Genomic DNA, 18832 nt, shown 5'->3' with positions numbered 1-18832 from the left:
TCAGCCGTTGCTGGGAAAGGCGAATTGCGAAGCCTCCTGGGCCTCGCGCTGCGGCCAGCGCTGGGTGATGGTCTTGCGACGGGTGTAGAAGCGCACGCCGTCGGGGCCGTAGGCGTGGAGGTCGCCGAACAGCGAGCGTTTCCAGCCGCCGAAGCTGTGATAGGCCACCGGTACCGGCAGGGGTACGTTGATGCCGACCATGCCCACTTCGATCTGATCGGCGAACAGCCGTGCCGCTTCGCCGTCGCGGGTGAAGATGCAGGTGCCGTTGCCGTATTCGTGGGCGTTGATCAGGGCGATGCCCTCTGCAAGGCTCTTGACCCGCACCACGCAGAGCACCGGGCCAAAGATCTCTTCCTTGTAGATGCGCATCTCCGGGGTGACCTGATCGAACAGGCAGCCGCCGAGGAAGAAGCCGTCTTCATGGTCGGCGACCTTGAGGCTGCGGCCGTCCACTACCAGCTTGGCGCCCGCGGCGACGCCGTCGACGACATAGCCGGTGACCTTGTCCAGGTGCGCGCCGGTGACCAGCGGCCCCATGTCCAGGCCGCACTGGGTGCCCGGGCCGACCTTGAGCTTTTCGATCTCCGGCACCAGCCGGGCGATCAGGGCATCGGCGACCTGGTCACCGACGCAGACCGCCACCGAGATGGCCATGCAGCGTTCGCCGCAGGAGCCGTAGGCGGCGCCCATCAGCGCATTGACGGTGTTGCCGAGGTCGGCGTCCGGCATGACCACCGCATGGTTCTTGGCGCCGCCCAGCGCCTGGACGCGCTTGCCCTTGGCGGTGCCGCGGGCATAGATGTATTCGGCGATGGGGGTGGAGCCGACAAAGCTCAGCGCCTTGACCTCGGGGGCGTCGATCAGGCCGTCCACGGCTTCCTTGTCGCCATGCACCACGTTGAGCACGCCCTTGGGCAGACCGGCTTCCTCGAACAGCTGGGCAATGGCCAGGGTGGAGCTGGGATCGCGCTCGCTGGGCTTCAGGATGAAGGTGTTGCCGCAGGCGATGGCCAGCGGATACATCCACAGCGGCACCATGGCCGGGAAGTTGAAGGGGGTGATGCCGGCCACCACGCCCAGGGGCTGGAAGTCGGACCAGGTGTCGATGCTCGGACCGGCATTGCGGTTGTATTCGCCCTTGAGCAATTCGGGCGCGGCGGTGGCGTATTCGACGTTCTCGATGCCACGGCGCAATTCGCCGGCGGCGTCTTCCAGGGTCTTGCCGTGCTCTTCGCTGATCAGCTGCACCAGGCGCGCTTCGTTGCTTTCCAGCAGTTGCTTGAAGCGGAACAGCACCTGGGCACGCTTGGCCGGCGGGGTGTTGCGCCAGGCCGGAAAGGCGGCCTGGGCGGCATCGATGGCCTGTTGCAGGGTGGCGGCATCGGCCAGAGGCACTTCGCGGATCACCGCGCCGGTGGACGGGTTGTAGACCGGGGCGCGACGGCTGCCACCGTCGACCAGCTGGCCGCCGATGAGATGCTTGAGGCTCATGAAGGGACTCCTTGTACGAGGGATGGGCGCCTCCTGTGGGAGGCGCCGGAAAGGGGATCAGTCGAGGCGATTGAGGACGTCGCCGACCGCGGCGAAGACCCGATCCAGGTCTTCGATCTTGGCGTTGAAGGTGGGTCCGAATTGCAGGGTGTCGCCTCCGAAGCGGACATAGAAGCCGGCCTTCCACAGGGCGATGCCGGCCTCGAAGGGGCGGATCACCGCATCGCCGTCGCGCGGGGCGAGTTGCAGGGCACCGGCCAGGCCGCAGTTGCGAATGTCCACCACGTGCTTGGCGCCCTTGAGGCCATGCAGCGAAGCTTCGAACTTGGGCGCCAGCTCGGCCGCCTGTTGCACCAGGTTCTCCCGCTCCAAGAGCTCCAGCGCGGCCAGGCCGGCGGCGCAGGCCACCGGATGGGCCGAGTAGGTGTAGCCATGGGGGAATTCCACCATGTGTTCGGGCGTGGCCTGGTTCATGAAGGTGTCGTAGATGGCGCTGCTGGCGATCACCGCGCCCAGGGGCACGGCGCCGTTGGTGACCTGCTTGGCCACGTTCATGAGGTCCGGCGTCACGCCGAAGAATTCGGCGCCGGTGTGGCGGCCCATGCGACCAAAGGCGGTGATGACCTCGTCGAAGATCAGCAGGATGTCGTGCTGGGTGCAGATCTCGCGCAAGCGCTGCAGATAGCCCACCGGCGGCACGATCACCCCGGCCGAACCGGACATGGGCTCGACGATGACGGCGGCGATGTTGGAGGCATCGTGCAGCTCGATCAGCTTGAGCAGTTCGTTGGCCAGCTCGACGCCGCCGGTCTCGGCCATGCCCCTGGTAAACGCCAGGCCCGGTTGCAGGGTGTGCGGCAGGTGGTCGACGTCCATGAAGGAGCCGTACAGCTTCCGGTTGCCGCCGATGCCACCCAGGCTGGTGCCGGCGATGTTGACGCCGTGATAACCGCGGGCCCGGCCGATCAGCTTGGTCTTGGCCGGCTGGCCCTTGATGCGCCAGTAGGCGCGGGCCAGCTTGACCGAGGTATCAGCGCTCTCGGAGCCCGAACCGGTGAAGAAGACATGATCGAGACCGGCCGGAGTCAGTTCGGCCATCTTCTCGGCCAGTTGGAAGGACAGCGGATGGCCGTACTGGAAGCCCGGCGAATAGTCGAGGGTGCCCAGCTGCCGTGCCACGGCCTCCTGGATCTCCTTGCGCGAGTGACCGGCGCCGCAGGTCCAGAGGCCGGAGAGACTGTCATAGATGCGTCGTCCCTGGTCATCCGTCAGCCAGCTGCCTTCGGCGGCCACCACGATGCGCGGGTCCTTCTGGAAGGCGCGATTGGCGGTGAAGGGCATCCAGTGGGCGCGCAGGTTGAGCGAGGCAGCGACGGGCGGGGAAACGGTCAGCGGCTGGTTCATGACAGGGTCTCGGGCGGTGAAGTCGAGTCTGCAGAGTGCGCCCGGTTTTGCGTGAGTTAAAGGGTTTTTTTCTCGCGCTTGGATATCTTGAAACTCACCTTATTGGCGAGAGTCCTCAACCAATCGAGACTTTCTTGCAGGGGAAAACGTCTCTCATTAGTCGGATACTGGAATGGATGAAACCCCCTTTCCAGAGGCGATCATCCGTGCCAACTCTGCACCGCCGAAACATCTTGAAACCAAGGAAATTGATTAGTAATCAGTGACTTGCCTGAAACACTTTAAGCTGGCCGCCTGCCACCGTAGTCCCGTGGCGCAGAGGCCCCCTCGCCTCACCTCTTTTCCCGGCGCGTAGTCCTGCCGGGCGCGGTAGCCTGTCCGCCGTCTCTACCGCGCATTCAATCTTCCGCTTTCGCCAACCCGTGCCCCTCTCCCGAGGCAGAGCGCGTGGTTTACCTATTCCCCAAGGAAACCTCTCCATGCTGATTCAGCTCAACTGGATCCGCGGCCTGGCGGCCGTTCTCATCGTTTTCCACCACATGACCGTGGGCAGCTACCAGACCACCGAACACCAGCAGATCGCCCTGAATCTGCTGTCGCTGGAAACCACCTGCATCTTCGTCACCCTGTCCGGCTTCTTCTTTCGCTACAACCTCGGCAAATACAGCTACCAGGTCTACCTGAGCAAGAAGCTGCAGAACGTCATCCTGCCCTACCTGCTGATCTCGATCCCCGCCGTGCTGCTCTATGTCTCCGGACTCAAGCAGGAACACGAATGGATCGACATGAACGCCTTCCATGACTGGCCACCCTTCGCCCAGACCGCCCTGCTGCTGGCCACCGGCGCCCACCTCGGTCCGTTGTGGTTCATTCCCGCGCTGACGCTGATCTTCCTGCTCGCGCCGGTCCTGGAGTGGATCGTCAAGCGCGGCCTGCTGCCGGCCGCGACCATGATCGGCCTGCTGTATTTCCTGGTGTCCGACCGTCCGGCCAACGATGCCGATCCGCTGCTGGCGGCGCTGCATTTCCTGCCGATCTACCTCTGCGGCATGCTGGCCTGCGAACAGCGCGAGCGCCTGCAACGACCCCAGGCGCGCTACTGGCTGCTGGCGGCCCTGGTACTGCTGAGTGGCGCGGCGGTGCTCGACAGCGCCTTCTACGGCCTGCAGAAACTGGCGCTGTGCCTGCTGCTGTTCGCCGTCTTCAGCCAGCGGGTCAAGACGCCGGAACGTGCCGACAGCCGCCTGGCCAAGGGCATGGCCCTGCTCGGCGCCTACAGCTTCGCCATCTACTTCCTGCACGGCTACCTGGCTGGCGCCTACCGGGTGTTGGGGCGCCTGCTGGGTGAGCAGAATTTCGCCCAGTACCTGGGGACCCGCCTGTGCCTGACGCTGATCACCCTGCTCTGCTGCATCGCCGCGGTCTGGGTGGTCAAGCAGGTCACCCAGCAGCGCAGCCGGGTGCTGATCGGCGCCTGAAGCCGGTCGCTGGCGCCGCTCCCAACGGCGCCTTATGCTGTCCCGCATTTGCGGTGGCAGCCATGAAGACGACGCGCAAGGCCCTGCTCGCCCAGGTCGGCGATTTCGAGATCCGCCTGCTGCGACTGTTCAAGACCGTGGTGGAATGCGGCAGCTTCACCGCTGCCGAAGGCCGGCTGGGCATCACCCGCTCGGCCATCAGCCTGCACATGAACGATCTGGAAAAACGCCTGGGCATGCGCCTCTGCCAGCGCGGGCGCGCCGGTTTCTCCCTGACCGACGAAGGCCGCGAGGTGCTCAAGGCGAGCCAGTCGCTGTTCGCCGCCCTGGAAGGCTTTCGCAGCGAGGTCAACCAGCTGCACCAGCACCTGCGCGGCGAGCTGAACCTGGGCATCATCAACAACCTGGTGACCCAGCCGCGCATGCGCATCACCCATGCCCTGGCCGCGCTCAAGCGCGCCGCGCCGGGGGTGGTGGTCAACATCGGCATGACCCTGCCCGGCGAGATCGAGACCGGCGTGCTCGACGGCCATCTGCACCTGGGCGTGCTGCCGCTGATCAACGCCCTGGCCGGGCTGGACTACCTGCCGCTCTACGAAGAGCGCGCCCTGCTCTATTGCAGCCGGGCCCATCCACTGTTCGCGGTGGCCGATGCGGCGCTGGACGAGAGCGTCCTGGCCGCCCAGGACGCGGTCGGCCCCAACCATCTGCTCAACCAGGACGGCCACGAGCGCCATGCCGCGCTGAATTGCACGGCGCGGGCCTCGGATCGCGAAGGCGTAGCCTTCCTTATCCTCACCGGCTGCTACATCGGCTACCTGCCCGACCACGTCGCCCAGCCCTGGGTGGTGCAAGGCCAGCTACGCGCCCTCAACCCCGAACGCTTCCATTTCGACACCACCCTGGCCGCCGTCACCCGCAAGGGTCGGCGGCCGAATCTGGTGCTGGAGCGCTTTCTCGAAGCCCTGGCCGAAACGGTCTAGTTGGCGCTGCGCGTCGGGCGGACGACGATCTCGTTGACGTCCACGTCGTCCGGCTGCTCGATGGCGTAGCGCACCGCGCGGCCGATGGCATCGGGTTGCAGGGCGATGGCGCGGTAGCTGTCCATCATCGCCTGGGCGGCGGGATCGGTGATGGTGGACGCCAGCTCGCTTTCTACCACGCCCGGATGGATGCAGGTGACCCGCAGATCGTCACGTTCCTGGCGTAATCCCTCGGAGATCGCCCGCACCGCATGCTTGGTGGCGCAATAGACCGCCGCCGTGGGCACCACCGACAGGGCGCCGATGGAGCCCAGGTTGACGATATGTCCGGCGCCGCGGGCGGTGAATTCCGGCAGCACCGCGGCGATGCCGTTGAGCACGCCCTTGATGTTGACGTCGACCATCTGCATCCACTCTGCGGTCTTGAGCGAGGCCAGGGGCGACAGCGGCATGATGCCGGCGTTGTTGACGATGACGTCCACCCGGCCCCAGCGTTCGCGCGCCGCTTGGGCGAAGGCGGCCACGTCGGCGCTGTCGGTGACGTCCAGTCGGCGGCAGGCGGCCTCGCCGCCCGCAGCGTTGATCTCGGCCGCCAGGGCCTCCAGCCGTTCGCGGCGGCGGGCGCCGAGCAGGAGCTTGCAGCCGGCCGCGCCCAGTTCGCGCGCGATGCCCGCACCTATGCCACTGGAAGCGCCGGTGATGAGTACGACCTTGTCGATAGCCATGGAGTGTTCCTCTCGAAATGGGGTGATCTGCCTGGATGATCTGCTCGTCGGCTGCGTGCTTTGTCAGCAGCGCGCCCTTCCAGGCTTGCCACCACCGTAGCGAGGGGTCATTGTCGTGATAACTCCCCCTTCCCTGACTGCCATGGTTAGCCGGACTTACCAATGCCTAATGATCTGAATCTGCTCAAGGTCTTCACCGTGGTGGCCACGTCCGAGAATTTTCGTGTGGCGGCCGATCGCCTGGGCGTCAGTCGCTCGGCGGTCAGCCAGGCCATTCGCCGTCTGGAAGACGAATTGGGCAGTTCACTGGTCCAGCGCACCACCCGCAGCGTGCGTCTCACCGAAGCGGGCGAACGCCTGCAGCGACAGGTCGCCGGGCCTCTGGCCGGGCTGCTGGGCGCCCTGGAAGACGCCAGTCACGCCGGCCCTCCGCGCGGATTGTTGCGGGTCGCGGTAACCTCCATCGCCGAGCGCTTTCTCGACGGGCCGTTGCTGGCCAGCTTTGTCGAGGCCTATCCGGAGGTGACCCTGGACATCACCGTCACTGATGAGGAATTCGATATCGTCGCGCGGGGTTTCGATGCCGGCGTGCGGCTGGGCGAGGTGATCGAGCAGGACATGATCGCCATCCCGGTGACCGGGGCGCAGCGCGAGGTGGCCGTGGCGACCCCGACCTACTTCGCCCGCCATGGCCGGCCCCGGCACCCGCGCGACCTGGCGAACCACCGCTGCATCGGCTGGCGTCCGGCTCCGGAAGTGGCGCCCTGGCGCTGGGAATTCAGCGAGGACGGCCGCGCCTTCGACGTGGCCGTTTCGCCGCGGATTACCACCAACGACATGCTGCTGATGGTGCGCACCGCCCTGGCCGGCGGCGGCATCACCTTTGGCATGGAGGACACCTTCCGGCCCTATCTGGCACGTGGCGAACTGGAGCGGGTGCTGGACGACTATCTGCCGCCCTTTCCCGGCTTCTACCTCTACTATCCGAACCGCCACAACCTGGCGCCCAAGCTGCGGGCACTGGTGGAGCATGTGCGGGGGTTCAGGGAGCAGAAGGAGGGGTAGCGCGGGGTTTGGGCTACCCTCACCCCGGCCCTCTCCCGGAGGGAGAGGGGGCGCCCGCCTGATACCGCGTAGCGTGGAAAACGGCGTAGCCTTTTACACCTTGAGCTAATTCGGATCTGATGGGCCTCGGCGATGGAGCCGCCGCAACCCAACTTACGCACCCTGTAGGTTGGGTTGAGCACAACGAAGCCCAACCTCACCCATCAGGCCGTAGCGTGGAAAACGGCGCAGCCTTTTCCACCTGGAGCTAATTCAGACCTGTCGGGCTTCGACGGTGGAGCTGTCTCAACCCAACCTACAGGACAAGCAGGTTGGGTTGAGCGCAGCGAAGCCCAACATCACCAACCAGCCATCAGGCCCCCAGGATCCACTGATCGATGGCCTGGGCCAGGCCATCTTCCTGGTTGCTGGCCGTCACCCGGTCGGCTGCTTCGCGCACCGCCGTCCCGGCCTGGCCCATGGCGATGGCCAGGCCCGCCTGGCGGAACATGGGCACGTCGTTGCTGCCATCGCCAATGGCCGCGGTGCGCGCCACGGGCACGCCCGCGGCCTGGGCCAGTTCGATCAGGGCGTCGCCCTTGTTGGCCTTGGGATGGGTGATGTCCAGGTAATAGAGCTGGGAGCGCAGCACCGTGGCGCCCTCGCCCAATCGCTCACCAAGTTCGCCCTCCAGGGCTTCCAGGCCGGCGTGATCGCTGCCGGCGGCGACGATCTTGTCGACGCGATCCAGGTAGGGTTCGAAGGAGTCCACGACGGTGGGGCCATAACCCAGTGCCCGGGTCTCGCGGGGGACATAGGGCCCCTCCCCGTCGCGGGTCAGCCAGAGGTCGTCGGCGAACAGCCAGACCTCGAAGGCCTCGCGATCCAGGCGCTCCAGCACCTGACGCGTCACCTGCTCGGCGAGGCGGTGGGCGCGGATCAGGGTGCCGTCCGCTTCCACCAGATTGCCGCCGTTGAAACCGGCTACCGCCTGGTCAATGCCCAGGTGCCGCACCAGCGGCAGCAACGCCCGCGGCGGGCGACTGCTGACCAGGGTAATGGCCTTGCCGGCCGCCTGCAGGCGCTTGACGGCGTCAATCACCGCCTCGCTCAGGCTCTTGTCGTCACGCACCAGGGTGCCGTCGATATCCGACACCAGCAGGTCGATGGGGATCAGGTCAGCGGATGCCATGAGCGGCCGTCCTTCTGCAGGAGTTCATCGGCGCCGGCGGGACCGGCACTGCCCGCGGCGTAGCTTTCCACTACGCCGCCCTGTTGCCAGGCGTCGAGGAAGGGTTGCACGGCGCGCCAGCCGTTCTCGATGTTGTCGGCGCGCTGGAACAGGGTCTGGTCGCCGATCAGGGAGTCGTAGATCAGGGTTTCGTAGCCGGTGGAGGGCTGCATCTCGAAGAAATCGCTGTAGGCGAAGCCCATGCGGATGTTCTCCAGTTCCACCAGGGGTCCCGGGCGCTTGGCATGGAAGTCGAACCACATGCCTTCGTCGGGCTGGATCTGGATGATCAGGTAGTTGGGCCGCATCCGGTCGATCTTGGTGTCGCGGAACTGGGCATAGGGCGCATGCTTGAAGCAGATGGCGATCTCGGTATCACGCGCGGTCAGGCGCTTGCCAGTGCGCAGGTAGAAAGGCACCCCGGCCCAGCGCCAGTTGTCGACGAACAGCTTGAGCGCCACATAGGTCTCGGTCTGGCTCTCGGGATCGACCCGCTCTTCCTCGCGATAGCCTTTGACGGGCTTGTCGTTCATCGTCCCGGCGGCGTACTGGCCACGCACCGAGTTGGCCAGGGCCTCTTCGGTGGTCTGGGGACGGATGGCGCCGACCACCTTGGCCTTCTCGTCACGCACCGAGGTGGCGTTGAAGGAGGCCGGCGGCTCCATGGCGACCATGGCCAGCAGCTGGAACAGGTGGTTGGGTACCATGTCCCTGAGGGTACCGGTCTTCTCGTAGAAATCGCCCCGCGACTCCACGCCCACGGTCTCGGCCGCGGTGATCTGCACATGGTCGATGTAGTGGTTGTTCCAGAACGACTCGAACAGGGCGTTGGAGAAACGGCTGACCAGGATATTCTGCACCGTCTCCTTGCCCAGGTAGTGGTCGATTCTATAGATCTGCTTTTCCTCCATGTTCGCCAGCAGGCGCTGGTTGAGCGCCTGGGCACTGGCCAGGTCGGCGCCAAAGGGCTTTTCCACCACCAGCCGGCGGTAGGCGTCTTCACGCTCTTCCAGCAGTTTGGCCTTGCCCAGGCGCTCGGCGACGTCGCCGAAGAAGCGCGCGGCGGTGGCCAGGTAGAAGACGGCGTTGTCGGTGTCGGCCTGGGCGATGCGCTCGCCCACCGCCTGGTAGGTGGCGTCTTCGAGGAAGTCGCCCTGCAGATAGCGGATGCGCCCGCGCAGCTGGCCCCAGAGATCGGCATCCAGCGCCTCGTCCCGGGACTTGCCCTTGGCTTCGGCCTGGTCGCGGATGAAGGCTTCCAGCCGGTCGGCGAAACCTTCGTCGGTGTTGGGATTGTGATCGACGCCGATGATCTGGGTGCGGTCGTCGAGCAGACCATCGCGCAGGAGGTTGTACAGCGAGGGGATCAGCAGTCGCTTGACCAGGTCACCATTGGCGCCGAACAGAAAGAGCGTGGCCGGCGGTGCGGTGGGCGCCTTGGTGCAGGAGCGGCGCTCCTGGGCGGCGGTGCTGGGGGTGACGGCAGGAGAATCGGTCATGACAGGGCCTTATCCGCGAGGGCGGCTGATGCCGTCCCCCGGGACGCGGCCCGTGGCCGCTCCACAGGGGAACGGCCGGGGTTTTATTGCGGGATTTCGACGTGGCCGCCGAAGCCGAAGCGCATGGCCGACAGCAGCTTGTCGGCGTAGGTGGCTTGCTGGCGGGAGCGGAAACGCGCATAGAGGGCGGCGGACAGGACGTTGACCGGTACCGCTTCCTCGATGGCCGCCTCGATGGTCCAGCGACCTTCGCCGCTGTCGGCCACGGAGCCGGAGAATTTCTCCAGGGCGACGTCGCCGGCCAGGGCCTGGGCGGTCAGGTCCAGCAGCCAGGAAGACACCACGCTGCCACGGCGCCAGACCTCGGCGATGTCGGCCAGGTCCAGGTCGAAGCGCTCGTCTTCCGGCAGCTTGTCGCTGTTCTTCATCTTGAGGATGTCGAAGCCTTCGGCATAGGCCTGCATCAGGCCGTATTCGATGCCGTTGTGCACCATCTTGACGAAGTGACCGGAACCGGCCGGACCGGTGAAGATGAAGCCGCGCTCGGCACGCTCGTCCGGGGCGTTGCGGCCACGGGTACGCTCGATGCTGCCATAACCGGGGGCCAGGGCTTCGAAGATGGGCTCCAGGCGCTCGACGGCTTCGGACTTGCCGCCGATCATCATGCAGTAGCCGCGCTCCAGGCCCCAGACGCCACCGGAGGTGCCGACGTCGACGTAGTCGATGCCCTTCTCGGCCAGGGTCTTGGCGCGACGGATGTCGTCCTTGTAGTAGGTGTTGCCACCATCGATGATGACGTCGCCGGGAGCCAGGCGGTCGGCCAGCTCGGCGATGGTCTGCTCGGTCGGCTCGCCGGCCGGCAGCATGACCCAGATGGCCCGCGGCTGAGCCAGGGCGGCGATGACACCGTCCAGGCTATCGGCGGTGACGGCGCCTTCCTTGCCGAGGCCGGCCACGGTTTCGGCACTGCGGTCATAGACCGCGACTTCATGCCCATGCTTCATCAAACGCCGTGCGATGTTGCCGCCCATGCGGCCCAGTCCGATGATTCCCAATTGCATGCTGATGACTCCTTGAGGTCAGGCGACCGCCGCCTCGACCAGTTCGACGATTTGTTGCAGGCCGGCGTCGATGTCGCCGCCCTTGATATGCACGCGCAGGTAGCGCCGTCCCCGTTCGGCCAGCACCTCGAGGTCGCCCTTGGCCTGGGCGGCCTCGACGACACCAAAGCTCAGACTCCGCCCTGGAATCTCCAGGTCGTTCTGGGCATCGGCGGTAATCTGGATGAACACACCCGAGTTCGGACCGCCCTTGTAGGCCTGTCCGGTGGAGTGCAGAAAGCGGGGGCCGAAGCCGCCGACGGTCGCTACGCGCTTGCTGTCGCGAATGCTATCACGCATGGCGCTCAAGGCCTCCTCATGCACGGCATTGCGCTCGAGATAGGCCAGCACGGCGAGATAGTCGCCAGGCTGCAGGCGCGCCAGGTGCGCCTTGATCGCCGCGCGGGCGGTGTCCTGCCCCTGCAGGTCGGCATCGCCGAACAGGGCCAGGGTACCCTCCTCCAGCAACGGCTCGTCGCCGGCAAGACGCCCTTCGCGTTCGTAGCCGTCGGTAAGGGCGCGGGTCTTGATCTTGCTGGCTTCCACGTCGGGCTGATCGAAGGGATTGATGCCGATGACGGCACCGGCCACCTCGGTCGCCACCTCCCAGCGGAAGAATTCCTGGCCGATCAGTTCGGCGCGGGCGAGACGGATGTCCACCACCGGATGCCCGGCTGCGGCCAGGGCTTGCAGGCGACGGTCGCGCTCGGCGTCTTCTTCGCCCGCCAGCACCAGGCTGACGAACACCCGATCCGCCCCATAGACGGCTGGCTCGCCGAGCGGCTCCAGGTCCACCGGGATGATGCCCTTGCCCTGCTTGCCGGTGCTCTCGGCGAGCAACTGCTCCAGCCAGGCGCCCAGGCTGGCGACACCCGGCGAGGCGATCAGGGTGACCTTGTCGCGTCCGGCACGCACCGCCTCGCCCAGGACCACGCCCAGGCGGATGCCGGGATTGATGGCCGGCGGCGCACTGGGGCTGCAGGCCAGCACCATGGGCTGGGTCACCTGGAAGAAATTGGCCACCGAATGGCCGAGCAGCGCCAGGGGCACCATGCCGAATACCGACAGCACCGAATAGCGTCCACCGATATGGGGATCGCCCTGGAAAATAGCCCGGTAGCCCTCGGCCGTGGCACTGGCTTCGAGCTTGGAGCCGGGATCGGTAATGGCGACGAAGCGCCGCTGGGCCGCTTCCGCACCCAGGGCCTGCTCGACAGCCTTATGGAAATAGGCGCGCAGGATTTCCGGCTCCAGGGTCGAGCCGGATTTGCTCGACACCAGGAACAGCGTCCTGTGCAGGTCCAGTTGCTCTTCCAGGGCGGCGATCTGCGCCGGATCGGTGGAATCGAGCACCTTGAGCGTGAGCCCGCCTGGCGCGGTGCCCAGGGTATTGGCCAGCACCTCCGGACCCAGGCTCGAACCGCCCATGCCCAGCAGCACCACGGTATCCAGGCCCTCTTGCCGGGCCGCTTCCGCCAGGGCTGCCAAGGCTTTGGGGTCAGCCTGACGGCCCTGGGCCGCGGCCAGCCAGCCGACCCACTGGTCTTCGTCGCGACCGGTCCAGAGCGAGGCATCGCCCTGCCACAGCCTACGGGACCAGCCTTCACGGCGTGCCTCGTCGAGACGCTTTTCCACCGCTTCATTCAGCGCATCGGGCAGGCGATAGTCCGCGGTATTCAGGCGCTCACCCAGGAAATCGAGGCGCTTCTGGCCGACCGCGCCCAGCAGCGCATCGTCGGCGTCCTCGAACTGGCGGGCACCGTCCTTGACCAGCCGCTTGGCCACGCCATCCAGGTCCAGCCCGAAACGGGCCGTCGCATCCACCACGCGCTGCGCGGCTTCGATGTCGGTGCTCAGCATGGGAGCCGCCGTGCCATGGTCACGGAAGGCATCCATGGTTTTCGGCGGCATGGTGTTGACGGTATCCGGACCGATCAGCTGATCGACATAGAGGGTGTCTGGATAGGCCGGATCCTTGGAGCCGGTGGAGGCCCACAGCAGACGCTGCGGGCGCGCCCCCTTGGCTTCCAGGACCTTCCAGCGCGGCGACTGGATCAACCGCAGGTAGTCCTGATAGGCCAGCTTGGCGTTGGCAATGGCGACCTTGCCACGCAGCCCGCCCAGCTCGGCATTCTCTCCCTTGCGCTCGTCGATCAGCTTGTCCAGCACGCCATCGACCCGGCTGATGAAGAAGCTGGCCACGCTGGCGAGACGGGAGATGTCTTCACCGCGATGCAAGCGGGCTTCCACACCGGCGATATAGGCCTCCGCCACCGCCATATAGGCGTTGCGATCGAACAGCAGGGTCACATTGACGTTGATCCCCTCTTCGATCAGCTTGCGGATGGCCACGGCACCCTCGGGCGTACCCGGCACCTTGACCATGAGATTGGGTCGGTCCACCGCCTGCCAGAGGCGGCGCGCCTCTTCCAGGGTGGCACGGGTATCCAGCGCCAGATAGGGCGAGACCTCGAGACTCACGTAGCCATCGCGGCCTTCGAGACGATCATAGACCGGCCGCAGGATGTCGGCGGCCTGCTGAATGTCCTCGATCGCCAGATGCTCATAGACATCCACCGGCTCGGCATCGGCCTTTTCCAGAAAGGCCTTGAGGCTGGCGTCGTAGTCACTGCCATGCCCCATGGCCTTCTCGAAGATCGACGGGTTGGAGGTGACCCCGGTGAGGCCGTCACGCTCGATCAGCTTCTGCAGTTCACCCTTGGCGAGGAACTCGCGGCTGACGAAATCGAGCCAGACCGCCTGGCCCTGCTCCGTCAGCTGTTTGAGTGGATTGCTCATTTGGCACTCCCGGAGCGTTGTGCCTGTTCCTTGGCCAGCTTGACCACGTTGTCCACGGTGTAGCCGTATTTGGCCTGCAGCTTGCCGATGGGCGCCGAGGCCCCGAAGGTGCTCATGGTCACCGAGGCACCCTTGCGCCCGATATAGCGCTCCCAGCCGAGGGGACCGGCCTGCTCGATGGCGACGCGCCCCAGCACCTCGTCGGGCAGCACGGACTGCTTGTAGGCCTCGTCCTGCTCTTCGAACAATTCCCAGCAGGGCATGGAAACCACCCGTGCCTTGACCCCTTCGCCCTTGAGTTGCTCATAAGCCTGCATCGCCAGGCCCAATTCACTGCCGGTAGCCATAAGGATGACCTGGGGCTTACCGCCCTCGGCATCGGCCACCACGTAGGCACCCTGAGCGACCCCTTCGGCACTGGCGTACTTCGAACGATCCAGGGTCGGCAGCGGCTGGCGCGACAGCACCATGCAGGAGGGTCTGTTGGTCTGTTGCAGGGCGATCTTCCAGGCCTGCACGGCTTCGTTGGCATCGCCCGGACGCAGGGTCAGCAGGCCCGGGGTGGCGCGCAGTTGCGCCAGGTGCTCGATGGGCTGGTGGGTCGGGCCATCTTCGCCGACGCCGATGGAGTCGTGGGTGAAGACGAACACCACGGGCAGCTCCATGATCGACGCCAGGCGGATCGGCGGCTTCATGTAGTCGCTGAACACCAGGAAGGTGGCGGTGAAGCTGCGCAGGTAGCAGAGCGCCATGCCATTGGCGATGGAGCCCATGGCATGCTCGCGGATGCCGAAATGCATGTTGCGCCCCGCAGGCTCCCGCGCGGAGAAGCTGCCGGCGCCGTCGAACTTGAGGTTGGTCTTGGTGGACGGCGCCAGGTCGGCGGCCCCCCCGACCAGCCAAGGGATCTGTTCCGCGAAGGCATTGAGCGCCTTGCCGCCGGATTCGCGAGAGGCCACGCCCTTGGCGTCGGCGTCGAAGCTGGGCAGCTTGGCGTCCCAACCCTCCGGCATCTCGCCGGCACGCATACGCTGGAGCTCGTCGGCACGGCGCGGATCGTCCTGGCGCAGACGGTCGAAGGCGCGATTCCAGTCTTCGTAGAGGCCGCTGGCACGCTCCAGCAGGGCATCCCGCAGGTGATGACGGGCTTCGTCGGGAACCAGGAAGTCGGCATCTTCCGGCCAGCCGTAGGCCTTCTTCGCCAGCTTGATCTCGTCGGCGCCCAGCGGCTCGCCGTGGGCCGCCGCGGTGTTCTGCTTGTTGGGCGCGCCATAGCCGATCAGGCTGTCGACCACGATCAGGGTCGGCTTGCCGGTGTTGCCCTTGAAGCGATGCAGGGCGGCGGCCAGGGCCTCGGCGTCGTTGGCATCCTTGACGTGCAGGGTGTGCCAGCCATAGCCACGGAAGCGCTCGGCCACGTCTTCGCTGAAGGCCAGCTCGGTGTGGCCCTCGATGCTGATGGTGTTGTTGTCATAGATCCAGCAGAGGTTGTCCAGCCCCAGGTGGCCGGCCATGGACGCTGCCTCGCCGGTGACCCCTTCCATCATGTCGCCGTCGCCGCAGAGGACGTAGACGTCATAGTCGAACAGGGTCACGCCCGGCTGATTGAAACGCGCCGCCAGCCACTTCTGCGCCAGTGCCATGCCGACGCTGTTGCCGCAGCCCTGCCCCAGCGGACCGGTGGTGGTCTCGATGCCGGTGGTCATGCGGTACTCGGGGTGGCCCGGGGTCTTGGAATCCAGCTGGCGGAATTGCTTGATGTCCTCCAGGCTGACCGCTTCCTTGCCGGTCGCGGTGCCGTGCTCGTCGATCTCCTTGACGCCTGCGAGATGCAGCAGCGAATAGAGCAGCATGGAGGCATGGCCGACCGATAGCACGAAGCGGTCGCGGTTGGGCCAGTCCGGATGCTCGGGGTGATAGCGGAGGAAGCGGCCCCACAGCGTATGACCGACCGGGGCCAGGGCCATCGGCGTACCAGGGTGGCCGGAATTGGCCTTCTGTACCGCATCCATGGACAGGGTACGGATGGTATTGATGGTCAATAGGTCGGCGTTGGAGCTGGAAGGTGCGGTGGAACCCATGGCAAGCGTCCTCGTGCTGGCAGGCGCGCCACCCGCGGCAAAAACGGCAAGCACCGTCCATGAAACCGTTTTCAGCACAAGCAGCGCCTAGGAGAAGAAAGCAAAGCGGCCGGACGGGGTCCGGGACGGCGGGGGCAAGCTTCCTCTGCGACCCCACGCCGCAGTCGCGATCCTTTCTCTAGAACAGCGCCTTAGACGGTTGGTTCCCTCTGGGTAGATAGCCGGCTATCGACTTGCGCGCTCAGCAACCGGCGAGCAATTCCTGCTCCACGTCCAGCCCGGCATCACGCATCTGCGCCAGCTTGTACCTGAGGGTGCGAGCACTGATGCCCAGGCGCTCGGCGGTCTCCTTGCGGCGGCCGCGTTCGGCCTTCAGGGTATCGAGGATCACCTGGAATTCCCGATCGCGCAGATCGGCGTCCAATGGACGCATGGCTTCGGCCACGCCTGACGTCGGTACGGGCGCTGCGACAGGCGTCTGGGAGACACCGGTCGCCAGCCAGTGCAGTCCGAAATCCTCGGCCTGGAGCTGGTGGCCCGGTTGCAGGATCAGCGCCCGCTGCACGGCATTGTCCAGTTCGCGCACATTGCCCGGCCAGGGATGCTCGGCCAGGGCCTGGCACGCGGCGGCGCTCAGGGCCGGTACCGGACGATTCATCCGCGCGGCCTGGACCGCCAGCAGCCGTTCGGCCAGGGGCACGATGTCGGCCGGTCGTTCGCGCAGCGGCAGCCAGGCCAGCGGAAAGACCGACAGGCGATAGAAGAGGTCTTCACGGAAGCGCCCGGCGGCCACCTCCTCCGCCAGCTTGCGGTTGCTGGTGGCCACCACGCGGATGTCCAGCGCCAGCGGCTTGCGCGCCCCGACCCGCTCCACCTCGCGCTCCTGCAGGACCCGCAGCAGCTTGGCCTGCAACCCCAGCGGCATCTCGGAGATCTCGTCCAGGAGCAGGGTACCGCCCTGGGCCAGTTCGAACTTGCCCGGCTGGGCGGCGATGGCGCCGGTGAAGGCGCCCTTCTCGTGCCCGAAGAGGATGGCTTCCAATAGGTGATCGGGGATAGCGGCGCAGTTGACCGCCACGAAGGGGCCGTCCGCCCGCGCCGATTGGTCGTGGATGAAGCGCGCCAGCACCTCCTTGCCGGTGCCCGATTCACCGGTGATGAGCACCGTGGCCTCGCTCCGGGCGACCCGGCTGGCCAGCTCCAGCAGTTGCCGACTCTGGGGATCGGCTGCCACTGGCTGCCGCGCACCGGGCGCGCGGCGCCCCTGGGGGCAGCAGCGCGCCAGGGTGTCCAGCAGCAGGCGCGGCTCGAAGGGCTTGACCAGATAGTCCGCCGCCCCGCCGCGCATGGCCTCGACGGCGCGTTCGATGCTGCCGAAGGCGGTCATCAGCAGCACCGGCAGCGCCGGATCGCGCAGCCGGACACTGGCCAGCAATTGATGACCGTCGATGCCGGGCATGTTGACGTCGCTGATCACCAGGCCGAAGGGCTCCTCGGCCAGCGCCAGCAATGCCGCTTCACCGCTGTCCACGGCGCGATAGCGGTAACCGCCGAGCTCCAGGGTATCGGCCAGGGCTTCGCGCAGGGCGCGGTCGTCTTCCACCAGCAGGATTGGCAGGGTCATGCCGAGGTCTCCTCGCTCGCCAGCAGGGGCAGGATGAAGGTCACCACCGTGCCACGCCCCACCCGCGAGCGCACGGTCAGCCGGCCGCCGTGGGCCTTGGCCATCGCCAGGGCCACCGGCAAGCCAAGACCGGTGCCGGTGGTCTTGGTGCTGAGAAAGGGCTCGCCCAGACGCTGCTGGACCGCCAGCGGAATGCCCGGACCGCTGTCGCTAATCACCAGGCGCAACTCGCCGTCACGGCGATATAGATGCACCTTGAGTCGTCCCGGGCGGCCACTGCCCGCCATGGCCTGCAGGGCGTTGTGGATGAGGTTCAGGGCGGCGCCCACCAGCATGTCGCGGTTGCAGGCGAGCAGTCCGCCCTGGGCATCCAGTTGCCAACGCACGGGGCAGTCGCCGAGATGAGGGGTCGCCGCCTCGCGCAAGGTGGTGAACAGCGCGCTGGGGGGCAGTCGATCCGCCAGGGGCAATTCGCCGCGAGCGAATACCAGCATGTCGCGGACCTGGTTCTCCAGTTCGTGCAGCCGCTCCTTGAGCCGGCTGGCGAAGCGCTGTTGCTGCGCCAGCGCCAGGCCGCCCTCCTCCAGATGGCTGGCATAGAGCAGCGCTGCGGTCAGCGGGGTACGGATCTGATGCGCCAGCGAGGCCATGGTCCGACCCAGCGCCGACAGCCGCTCATGCCGCGCCAGTTCGCCCTGCAGGTGACGGGTTTCGGTAAGGTCGTTGAGCAGCACCAGTTGTCCCGGCTCGCCATCCAGGGAGCGGATGGCGATGGACAGGCGCCGGCCGTCGCGCAGGGACACCTCATGGCCGTCGTCATGGCGCGGGGCAAAGGCCCTGGCGATCACCGTACGCCACAACTCGCCTGTCAGAGGCTCGCCGAGCAGAGCCTGGGCCACGGGGTTGGCATCGCGCACGCGCCCGGCGCCGTCCAGCACCACGATGCCGGCGGGCAGGACGTCGAGCAGATTCTGCAGCCGGCTGGCCAGGCGCTCCTTTTCCGCCAGCTCCTGCAGACGCTGGGCAGATACCCATTCCAGTTCGCCCTGCAACGAATTCATCCGGGCTTCGAGTAACTGGAAGGATTCGCTCAGCTGGCGCGACATCTGCCCCAGGGCTTCACGGGCCTGCGCGGAGGCGGAAGCCTCCACTGCAGCGTCGGCAGGGACGGCGGAAGAAAGGGCTTGCGCAGGCATCGGCTAGGGCTCGCGACGGACAATTGACATTGTCCAGGCTGGAGCAAGACCCATGCCGTCCTGGCGCCAAAGCGCCGTAGCGCGGAAAACGGCGCGGCCTTTTCCACTTGCCACGCTAAAAAATAAGGTGGATGAGGCTGCGCCGTCATCCACCCTACGTTGACCCATTCAGCG

13 protein-coding genes are annotated in these 18832 nt (G+C 66.5%); 3 read left to right on the top strand and 10 right to left on the bottom strand.

Annotated elements, in window-relative coordinates; translation table 11 throughout:
- A complete protein-coding gene (locus ACZ5R1_RS07555) occupies positions 1-1494 on the bottom strand; it encodes a CoA-acylating methylmalonate-semialdehyde dehydrogenase (protein WP_027601673.1) in 1494 nt (497 codons plus the stop codon).
- Positions 1495-1551: 57 nt separating this feature from the next.
- On the bottom strand, positions 1552-2898 hold the full coding sequence (gene aptA, locus ACZ5R1_RS07550; RefSeq protein WP_426944865.1) for an omega-aminotransferase AptA: 1347 nt from the start codon (positions 2896-2898) through the stop codon (positions 1552-1554).
- Between the two features lie 479 nt (positions 2899-3377).
- On the opposite strand from aptA, the gene ACZ5R1_RS07545 reads away from it, so the two are divergent.
- A complete protein-coding gene (locus ACZ5R1_RS07545; protein WP_044340917.1) occupies positions 3378-4376 on the top strand; it encodes an acyltransferase family protein in 999 nt (332 codons plus the stop codon).
- A 62-nt stretch (positions 4377-4438) separates the two neighbouring features.
- Entirely contained in the window at positions 4439-5359 is a 921-nt protein-coding gene (locus tag ACZ5R1_RS07540) for a LysR family transcriptional regulator (RefSeq protein WP_027598001.1), read from the top strand.
- On the opposite strand, the gene ACZ5R1_RS07535 is transcribed toward ACZ5R1_RS07540, so the two are convergent.
- Complete coding sequence (locus ACZ5R1_RS07535) at positions 5356-6084, bottom strand: SDR family oxidoreductase (RefSeq protein ID WP_464712985.1); 729 nt, start codon at positions 6082-6084, stop codon at positions 5356-5358. The two genes, ACZ5R1_RS07540 and ACZ5R1_RS07535, sit on opposite strands and share 4 nt — an antisense overlap.
- 162 nt (positions 6085-6246) lie before the next feature.
- Between ACZ5R1_RS07535 and ACZ5R1_RS07530 the strand changes: the two genes are divergently transcribed.
- On the top strand, positions 6247-7149 hold the full coding sequence (locus ACZ5R1_RS07530) for a LysR family transcriptional regulator (protein ID WP_464712984.1): 903 nt from the start codon (positions 6247-6249) through the stop codon (positions 7147-7149).
- A 352-nt stretch (positions 7150-7501) separates the two neighbouring features.
- Here ACZ5R1_RS07530 and ACZ5R1_RS07525 read toward each other — a convergent pair whose 3' ends face one another.
- From ACZ5R1_RS07525 to ACZ5R1_RS07495, 7 genes are all read right to left on the bottom strand, one after another.
- Positions 7502-8320 carry an HAD family hydrolase gene (locus tag ACZ5R1_RS07525; protein WP_464712983.1) on the bottom strand — a complete coding sequence of 273 codons (819 nt, stop codon included), beginning with the start codon at positions 8318-8320 and terminating at the stop codon, positions 7502-7504.
- Complete coding sequence (gene zwf / locus ACZ5R1_RS07520; protein ID WP_464712982.1) at positions 8302-9858, bottom strand: glucose-6-phosphate dehydrogenase; 1557 nt, start codon at positions 9856-9858, stop codon at positions 8302-8304. Before zwf ends, ACZ5R1_RS07525 begins: the two co-directional genes overlap by 19 nt.
- 83 nt (positions 9859-9941) lie before the next feature.
- Positions 9942-10919: a phosphogluconate dehydrogenase (NAD(+)-dependent, decarboxylating) gene (gene gnd, locus ACZ5R1_RS07515; RefSeq protein WP_007160419.1), complete on the bottom strand. Its 978-nt coding sequence runs from the start codon at positions 10917-10919 to the stop codon at positions 9942-9944.
- 18 nt (positions 10920-10937) lie between these two features.
- Entirely contained in the window at positions 10938-13757 is a 2820-nt protein-coding gene (locus ACZ5R1_RS07510) for a bifunctional transaldolase/phosoglucose isomerase (RefSeq protein WP_464712981.1), read from the bottom strand.
- The gene (tkt, locus tag ACZ5R1_RS07505) at positions 13754-15838 is read right to left on the bottom strand and encodes a transketolase (protein ID WP_464712980.1); all 2085 of its coding nucleotides are present in this window, start codon (positions 15836-15838) and stop codon (positions 13754-13756) included. Before tkt ends, ACZ5R1_RS07510 begins: the two co-directional genes overlap by 4 nt.
- A gap of 241 nt (positions 15839-16079) precedes the next feature.
- The gene (locus tag ACZ5R1_RS07500) at positions 16080-17462 is read right to left on the bottom strand and encodes a sigma-54-dependent transcriptional regulator (protein WP_464712979.1); all 1383 of its coding nucleotides are present in this window, start codon (positions 17460-17462) and stop codon (positions 16080-16082) included.
- Complete coding sequence (locus ACZ5R1_RS07495; RefSeq protein WP_464712978.1) at positions 17459-18658, bottom strand: sensor histidine kinase; 1200 nt, start codon at positions 18656-18658, stop codon at positions 17459-17461. The genes ACZ5R1_RS07500 and ACZ5R1_RS07495 overlap by 4 nt, the downstream gene beginning before the upstream one ends.
- Positions 18659-18832 lie beyond the last annotated feature (174 nt).

It is taken from the genome of Pseudomonas sp. Pso3, assembly GCF_055393275.1.
The sequence above is the reverse complement of the archived record's forward strand: the minus strand, read 5'-3'. Positions and strand labels throughout refer to the sequence as shown.

What these genes read in the sequence shown, in the direction of transcription:
- ACZ5R1_RS07535 (WP_464712985.1), bottom strand. Translation starts at nt 6,084, where the DNA reads ATGGCTATCGACAAGGTCGTACTCATCACCGGCGCTTCCAGTGGCATA.
- ACZ5R1_RS07525 (WP_464712983.1), bottom strand. Translation starts at nt 8,320, where the DNA reads ATGGCATCCGCTGACCTGATCCCCATCGACCTGCTGGTGTCGGATATC.
- aptA (WP_426944865.1), bottom strand. Translation starts at nt 2,898, where the DNA reads ATGAACCAGCCGCTGACCGTTTCCCCGCCCGTCGCTGCCTCGCTCAAC.
- ACZ5R1_RS07510 (WP_464712981.1), bottom strand. Translation starts at nt 13,757, where the DNA reads ATGAGCAATCCACTCAAACAGCTGACGGAGCAGGGCCAGGCGGTCTGG.
- ACZ5R1_RS07540 (WP_027598001.1), top strand. Translation starts at nt 4,439, where the DNA reads ATGAAGACGACGCGCAAGGCCCTGCTCGCCCAGGTCGGCGATTTCGAG.
- ACZ5R1_RS07500 (WP_464712979.1), bottom strand. Translation starts at nt 17,462, where the DNA reads ATGACCCTGCCAATCCTGCTGGTGGAAGACGACCGCGCCCTGCGCGAA.
- ACZ5R1_RS07545 (WP_044340917.1), top strand. Translation starts at nt 3,378, where the DNA reads ATGCTGATTCAGCTCAACTGGATCCGCGGCCTGGCGGCCGTTCTCATC.
- zwf (WP_464712982.1), bottom strand. Translation starts at nt 9,858, where the DNA reads ATGACCGATTCTCCTGCCGTCACCCCCAGCACCGCCGCCCAGGAGCGC.
- gnd (WP_007160419.1), bottom strand. Translation starts at nt 10,919, where the DNA reads ATGCAATTGGGAATCATCGGACTGGGCCGCATGGGCGGCAACATCGCA.
- ACZ5R1_RS07530 (WP_464712984.1), top strand. Translation starts at nt 6,247, where the DNA reads ATGCCTAATGATCTGAATCTGCTCAAGGTCTTCACCGTGGTGGCCACG.
- ACZ5R1_RS07495 (WP_464712978.1), bottom strand. Translation starts at nt 18,658, where the DNA reads ATGCCTGCGCAAGCCCTTTCTTCCGCCGTCCCTGCCGACGCTGCAGTG.
- tkt (WP_464712980.1), bottom strand. Translation starts at nt 15,838, where the DNA reads ATGGGTTCCACCGCACCTTCCAGCTCCAACGCCGACCTATTGACCATC.
- ACZ5R1_RS07555 (WP_027601673.1), bottom strand. Translation starts at nt 1,494, where the DNA reads ATGAGCCTCAAGCATCTCATCGGCGGCCAGCTGGTCGACGGTGGCAGC.